At 68.9% G+C, this 7,031-nt stretch carries 4 protein-coding genes; 3 read left to right on the top strand and 1 reads right to left on the bottom strand.

Going from position 1 to position 7,031, the window contains the following annotated elements:
• The coding region (locus VLK61_RS23400; RefSeq protein ID WP_325424488.1) for a MerR family transcriptional regulator at window positions 1–323 on the bottom strand (323 nt) is incomplete at its 3' end.
• A gap of 102 nt (window positions 324–425) precedes the next feature.
• On the opposite strand from VLK61_RS23400, the gene VLK61_RS23395 reads away from it, so the two are divergent.
• The 3 genes from VLK61_RS23395 to VLK61_RS23385 all read left to right on the top strand — a co-directional run bounded on the left by VLK61_RS23395 (window position 426) and on the right by VLK61_RS23385 (window position 6,948).
• Window positions 426–1,037: a rhomboid family intramembrane serine protease gene (locus VLK61_RS23395; RefSeq protein ID WP_325424486.1), complete on the top strand. Its 612-nt coding sequence runs from the start codon at window positions 426–428 to the stop codon at window positions 1,035–1,037.
• A 186-nt stretch (window positions 1,038–1,223) separates the two neighbouring features.
• On the top strand, window positions 1,224–4,475 hold the full coding sequence (locus tag VLK61_RS23390) for an Ig-like domain-containing protein (protein WP_325424484.1): 3,252 nt from the start codon (window positions 1,224–1,226) through the stop codon (window positions 4,473–4,475).
• A 40-nt stretch (window positions 4,476–4,515) separates the two neighbouring features.
• On the top strand, window positions 4,516–6,948 hold the full coding sequence (locus tag VLK61_RS23385; RefSeq protein WP_325424482.1) for a PAS-domain containing protein: 2,433 nt from the start codon (window positions 4,516–4,518) through the stop codon (window positions 6,946–6,948).
• The last annotated feature ends 83 nt before the right edge of the window (window positions 6,949–7,031 follow it).

Below are 7,031 nucleotides of genomic sequence, written 5' to 3'. Positions count from 1 at the left end.
GCCTGCAGCAGCGCGCGCCGCTCGGCCAGCGTGGCCTTGCCCTGGCGCACCAGCGCGGTGTAGCGGCGCATCTGCGCAATCGTCATGCCGGTGGCGCGCAGCCGCACCATCAGGTCCAGCCAGCCGATGTGCTGCGGGCTGTAGCGCCGGCGGCCCGCAGCGTCGCGCTGCACGCCGGGCATCAGGCCCTGGGCTTCGTACCAGCGGATGGTGTGCACCGAGCGGCCCGTGCTCCTGGCCAGCTGGCCGATCGGCAGCGTTGCTGCCACCGGTGGGGTCGACACGGTGGCCGTGGCGGCCGGAATGGGGGTCTGCGCAGGCATCTGCGGATTGAACCACCTCGAGTGCACTCCAGGTCAAGCGTGCGGGAGGGGTGAACGATTGCACGGACAATGCGCGCCTGCCGGGCTGCCCGCGGAGATGTCTTGAACCTGTTGACTGAAAACCCCGGCGCCACGCTGCTGCTGGCCGTGATGGTGCTGGCCAGCGGGGTCGGCCTCTACGCGTCGCCCGCGATGATCGAGCGCAACCTGTTCCGGCCGCACTGGCTGCTGCCGCGCCGCCAATACCTGACGCTGATCACCAGCGGCTTCCTGCACGCCGACCTGGCGCACCTGCTGTTCAATGCCTTTACGTTCTGGGCCTTCTCGTTTGCGCTGGAACGCACGATCGGCACACCAGCCTTCCTGGCGCTGTACACCTTCGGCCTGCTGGCCAGCGACGCGGGAACCTGGTTCAAGCACCGGGAGGATCCGACCTACCAGTGCCTGGGAGCCTCCGGCGCGATCCTGGCCGTGCTGTTCGCCTCGATGCTGTATTTCCCGAAGGCATCGATCTACATCCTGCCGATTCCCGTGCCGATCCCGACGCCGCTGTTCGCGCTGGGCTACCTGGCGTACACCTACTGGGCCTCGCGGCAGCCCCGCGGGCGCATCAACCACGACGCCCACCTGGTGGGCGCGCTGGCCGGCATCGCGTTCGTCGCGCTGACCGATGGCGCCACGCTGGCCAACGCGGTGCGCAGCGCGATCGGCTGAACTGCGCGGCGCTGAGCCGCGCAAGGCCGGGATGCGCCTGGCCGACTTGCGCAGCATTGCGCATTGCCGGGGTCTTTGAGGGTCATCGCCGGTGCCGGCCGCAGGGCAGAATGTTGCGGTTCCACCATGCCCCAGGCACGCCACCGATGAGCGCGCCGTTCCAGACACCCGAGGGAGAGCCGCTGCATGTCGATAGCCAACTGGACCTTGGCGCAGGTGATTGCGCAGCTGAACAGCGGCGAGAAATGGTCCGGATCGACCATCACCTATGCCTTCCCGACCAGCGCCGGCGGCATGTTCTCCTACGGCGAGGCCGCGGGGTTCCGGGCCGTCAATGCCACGCAGCAGGCGGTGATCACGCTGGCACTGAGCACCTGGGACGAGCTGATCGCGCCCAACACCACGCGGGTCAGCGGGGGCTCGTCGAACATCGAGTTCGGCTACACCAGCACCGACATCGGCTACGCCCACGCCTACTTCCCTGACATCGGCAGCGCCTGGTTCAACGCCACCGAGTCGGACCTGGTCTATCCGGTGGTCGGCGAGTACGGCTTCGACACCTTCATCCACGAGATCGGCCACGCGCTGGGCCTGGAGCACATGGGCGACTACAACGGCGCGGGCAACTGGTCGCCCTCGTCGTACCAGGACACCGAGGTGCTGTCGGTGATGTCGTACTTCGGCCCGCGCGGCGCGTCGTCGCTGTACTCGCCTGATGTGATGCAGGCCGACTGGACCGACAACAACGGCAACACCTACTCGCCGCAGACGCCGATGCTCAACGACATCGCGGCGATCCAGTCGATCTACGGCGCCTCCACCACCACCCGCACCGGCGCCACGGTGTACGGCTTCGGCAGCAACCTCAGCGGCGGCACGGCAGCGCTGTTCGACTTCAGCCGCAATGCCCACCCGGTGCTGACGATCTTCGACTCGGGCGGCCAGGACACGCTGAACCTCAGCGGCTGGAACACCGCCAGCCGCATCGATCTGCGCGGCGGCGGCTTCTCGTCGGCCAATGAGTTGACCAACAACATCGCGATCAGCTACGACACGGTGATCGAGGACGCGGTGGGCGGCGGCGGCAACGACGACATCACCGGCAATGCGGCATCGAACCAGCTCATCGGCGGCAGCGGCAACGATGTGCTCAACGGCGGCGGCGGTGACGACACGCTGATCGGCGGCGCCGGCAACGACACCCTCGACGGCGGCGACGGCAGTGCCGACACCGCCGTGTTCGACGGCGTCGCGGCCACCTACACCATCAGCGTTGCCGGCAGCATCGTCACGCTGACCGGTCCGAGCGGCACCGACCGCGTCAGCAACGTCGAGCGCTTCAAGTTCAACGATGTCACGCGCCTGCTCACCGACCTGCTGCCCAGCGCCGATACCTCGGCGCCGCTGCTGCAGAACCTGAGCCCGGTGGACAACGCCAGCGCGGTGACGGTCGGTGCGAACCTGGTGCTGAGCTTCAACGAAACGGTGCGCGCCGGCAGCGGCACGATCAGCCTCTTCAACGCCGACGGCACGCTGTTCCGCAGCATCCTGGCCAGCGACAGCCAGCAGCTGCGCTTCAACGGCAGCACCGTCACCATCGACCCCGGCGTCAACCTGCCGGGTGGCAAGGGCTACTACCTCACGGTCTCGGCCGGCGCGCTGTCCGACCTGTCCGGCAACCCGTTTGCCGGCTTCACCGACCCGGCGCGCTGGAACTTCAGCACCAGCACGGTCGACGCCAGTGCACCGCAGGTCGTTGCGCTGACACCGGCGGACGAAGCCAGCAAGGTGGCCACTGACGCCAAGCTGGTGGTCAGCTTCGACGAAACCGTGCTCGCCGGCAGCGGCAACATCGTGCTGCAGCGCAGTGGCCAGGCAGCGATCACGATCGCGGTAACCGACACCACGCGGGTGACGATCGCCGGCAACACCGTGACGATCGATCCCAGCGCCGATTTCGCCGCCGGCAGCAGCTACACCGTCAGCATCGACAGCGGCGCCTTCCGCGACGCCGCGGGCAACAGCTTCGCGGGCCTCACCGGCACCAGCGCCTGGAACTTCAGCACCGTGGCGCCGATTCCCGGCGACGACTACCCGATGGGCGTGGAGACGACGGGCCTGCTGCAAACCACGGGCAGCGTGATCAACGCGCGCATCAATGCCGCCAACGACGGCGACATGTTCAAGGTCAACCTGATCGCCGGCACCACTTACCGCTTCGACATGCTGGCCGCCAGCGGCAGCGCGGTGGATCCCTACATCGTGCTCTACGGCCCGCAGCCCGAGTTCGAGCTGATCACCTACGACGACGACGGCGGCACCCAGCTCGACGCGCGGCTGCACTTCACGGCCTCGGCCACCGGCACTTACTACCTCGCCGCCTTCGACCATGAGGACGGCAGCGGCAGCTACAACATCTCGGCCAGCAAGCCCACCGACGACTACCTGGCCTCCACCGCCACCACCGGCCTGCTGCAGACCAGCGGGTCGGGGATCTTCGGCGTTATCAACGCGCCGACCGACAGCGACATGTTCGCCGTCACGTTCGCCGCCGGCACGCAGTACACCATCGACCTGCAGCGCACCACCAACGGCCTGATCGACCCCTATGTGCTGCTGTTCGATGCGGCGGGCCAGCCGCTGGCCTTCGACGACGACACCGGCGACAACGGCAATGCCCAGCTGACCTTTACCGCAACGAGCAGCGGCAGCTTCTACGTCGGCGCGGCCGACTATGACACCGGCATGGGCGCCTACCGGCTCAGTGCCTTCGCGCGCAACGTGATCGACGGCAGCAGCGGCGACGATGGGCTGCTCGGCAGCGCCGGCGCCGACACGCTGGACGGCCTGGACGGCGCCGACCGGCTCAGCGGTGGCGGCGGCGACGACATCCTCGACGGCGGCAGCGGCATCGACCTGGCCAGCCTGGCCGGCGCACGCAGCGCCTTCACGCTGCAGCACCGCGCCAATGGCTGGCTGCTGCTCGACAACCGCGGCGCCGAGGGCCGCGACCTGCTCTACGGCATCGAACGCCTGCAGTTCAGCGATGGCCTGCTGGCGCTGGATCTCGATGGCCATGCCGGCACGGTGGCCAAGATCCTCGGCGTGGCCTTCGGCCCGGCGTCGGTGGCCAACACCGCCTATGTCGGCATCGGCCTGGGGCTGATGGATGGCGGCATGGACTACGCCGCGCTGCTGCAACTGGCGCTGGACGTGCAACTCGGCAGCACGCCGAGCCACAGCGCGCTGGTCAGCCTGCTCTACACCAACCTGGCCGGCGTGGCGCCCCCGGCCGAGGTGCTGGCCCTCTACACCGGCCTGCTCGACGACGGCAGCTTCACACCCGCCTCGCTGGCCATGCTGGCCGCCGAGCAGCAGATGAACCTGAGCAACATCAACCTGGTCGGATTGGCCGAGACCGGCCTGGCCTTCAGTTGAAGCCAGCCCGCCGCACGGTCTAGCGGCGGCAGAATGGACCATGGACGCGTCGCACGACTCGCCGAAGACCGCGGACGAGGCCCAGCACGGCAACCGGCTGCTGCGCCTGGCGTTCGACCACGCCGGCGAAGGCATCGGCGTCTTCGATGCCGCGCTACGGCTGCTGGCCTGGAACGAGCGCTTCGTGTCCACAGTGGGGCTGGAGCAGGCGGCCCTGCGCGCCGGCATGCCCTTGCACGCGCTGCTGCTGGGCCTGGCCGAGGCCGGCGAATACGGCGCCGTCGAACCGCGGGCCGAAGCCGCACGGCGCACCACACAGCTCAGCGATCCCCAGGGCCCGGCCTTGATCCAGCACCTGCGGCCCAACGGCCGCAGCATCGAGTTGCGGCGCAGCCCGACGCCCGAAGGCGGCTTCGTGCTGCTGTGCGCCGACATCACCGAGCGCAAGGCAGCCGAGGCCGCAGCCGCCGACAACCAGCGCATGCTGTCGCTGCTGCTGCAGCGCACGCAGCAAGGCTTCTGGTTCATCGACAACGCGCTGCTCACGACCGATGCCAACCCGGCGATGTGCCGCATGCTGGGCCTGACGCTGGAGCAGTTGATCGGCCGCCACATCTTCGACTTCGTCGACGAGGCGAACGAGACGATCTTTCGCCACCAGGTCGTGCTGCGCGCGCAAGGCCGCGCCGAAGGCTACGAGATCGCGCTGACGCGGGCCGATGGCGGCACCGTGCATTGCTTCAACAACGCCACGCCGATCTTCGATGCCGCCAGTCGCAAGATCGGCGCGGTCGGCATGTTCTCCGACATCAGCGAACAAAAGCGCGCCGAGCAGCAGATCCGCCACACCAGCGAGCTGCTGGCCGAGAAGACCCGCGTGCTCGAAGCCACGCTGGACAGCCTGTCGCAAGGCGTGCTGAGCCTGGACGCGCAAGGCCGCACCAACACCTTCAACCTGCGCTTCGTGGAGTTGCTGCAGATCCCCGAATCGCTGATGCAGACGCGGCCGACGCTCGAAACGCTGACGCGCTACCAACTCGAACACGGCCACTTCGGCCCCGATCTGAACAGGGTCAGCGACAGTGGCCGGCCCGGCCTCAGCCGCTACCTGGCCGGCGAGGGCAGCTCGCTGGCGTCGCGCTACCAGCGCACGCGCGCCGATGGCACCGTGCTGGATGTGCAAACCCATGTCGCCGCTGACGGCAGCGTGGTGCGCACTTACACCGATGTCACGGCCAGCGTGCAGACGCAGCAGGCGCTGATCGCCGCCAAGGTCGAGGCCGAGCGGGCCAGCCGCGCGAAGTCGGAATTCCTGTCGCGCATGTCGCATGAGTTGCGCACGCCGCTGAACGCCGTGCTGGGCTTCGGCCAACTGCTGGAAGCCGACGCGCTCGACCCGCTCAGCGCCACCCAGCGTGCGCGCGTGCAGGAACTGCTGCGCGGCGGCCGCCACCTGCTGAGCCTGATCAACGAGGTGCTGGACCTGGCCAGCATCGAAGCCGGCAGCCTGCACCTGCACCTGGTGCCGGTGGACCTGGGCGCAGTGGTCGGCGATTGCCTGCGCCTGGTGCAGCCGATGGCCGGCGAGCGCCGCATCACGCTCGAGGTGCTGCCCGCCGCCGAAGACGCCCGCCATGTGCTGGCCGATGCCACGCGGTTGAAGCAAGTGTTGCTGAACCTGCTGTCCAACGCCATCAAGTACAACCGCGAAGGCGGCAGCGTGCGGCTGGGCTGGCGGGTCGATGCAGCCGACGCGGCCGACCGTAGCGTGCGCATCGAAGTTCGCGACGACGGCCCGGGCCTCAGTAGCACGCAACAGGAGCGGCTGTTCCAGGCCTTCGACCGGCTCGACGCCGAGCGCTCGGCGGTTGAAGGCACCGGCATCGGCCTGGCGCTGAGCAAGTGGCTGGTCGAGTTGATGCGCGGCGAGATCGGCGTGTGCAGCGCGCCGGGCGCCGGCAGCACCTTCTGGGTCCGCCTGGCGTGCTGCAGCGCGGCCGACGCGCCGCGCCTGTTGCTGATGCCGGCGGGCCCGATGGCGGCGCTGGCGGCTGCCGCCCCGATGCCGGCGGAAAGCATGCCGGTGGCCAGCGCCCAACGCCGCACCGTGCTCTACATCGAGGACAACGCGGTCAACCAGCTGCTGATGGAAGGCATGCTCGCGCACCGCCCGGGCCTTCGGCTGTTGATCGCCGGCCTGCCCGCCGTCGGCCTGACCATGGCCGCACAGGCCCGGCCGGACCTGATCCTGCTGGACATCCAGCTGCCGGAGATCGACGGCTTCGAAGTGCTGCGTCGCCTGCGCGAACAGCCTGCCACACGGGACATACCGGTCGTTGCAGTGAGCGCCAACGCGATGCCGACCGACATCGAAGCCGCCGAGCAGGCCGGCTTCATCGACTACGTGGTCAAGCCGCTGGATATGAAGCGCTTGCTCGGCGTGGTGGACCGGGTGTTGGGCCTGCCCGGCTGAGCGGGGCCGCTGCGCCGTCGGTGCGGCAGCAGCTCATTGGCGGAAGGATCGCGGCGCGCAGGCGCCAACGCGGATCGAAATGA

The organism is Aquabacterium sp. (assembly GCF_035476535.1).
Lineage (GTDB): Bacteria > Pseudomonadota > Gammaproteobacteria > Burkholderiales > Burkholderiaceae_C > Pseudaquabacterium.
Note: the sequence above shows the minus strand (reverse complement) of the source record. Positions and strands in the feature narration are given on the sequence as shown.

Coding starts and splice junctions, on each gene's coding strand:
- VLK61_RS23385 (WP_325424482.1), top strand. CDS start 4,516: ATGGACGCGTCGCACGACTCGCCGAAGACCGCGGACGAGGCCCAGCAC.
- VLK61_RS23390 (WP_325424484.1), top strand. CDS start 1,224: ATGTCGATAGCCAACTGGACCTTGGCGCAGGTGATTGCGCAGCTGAAC.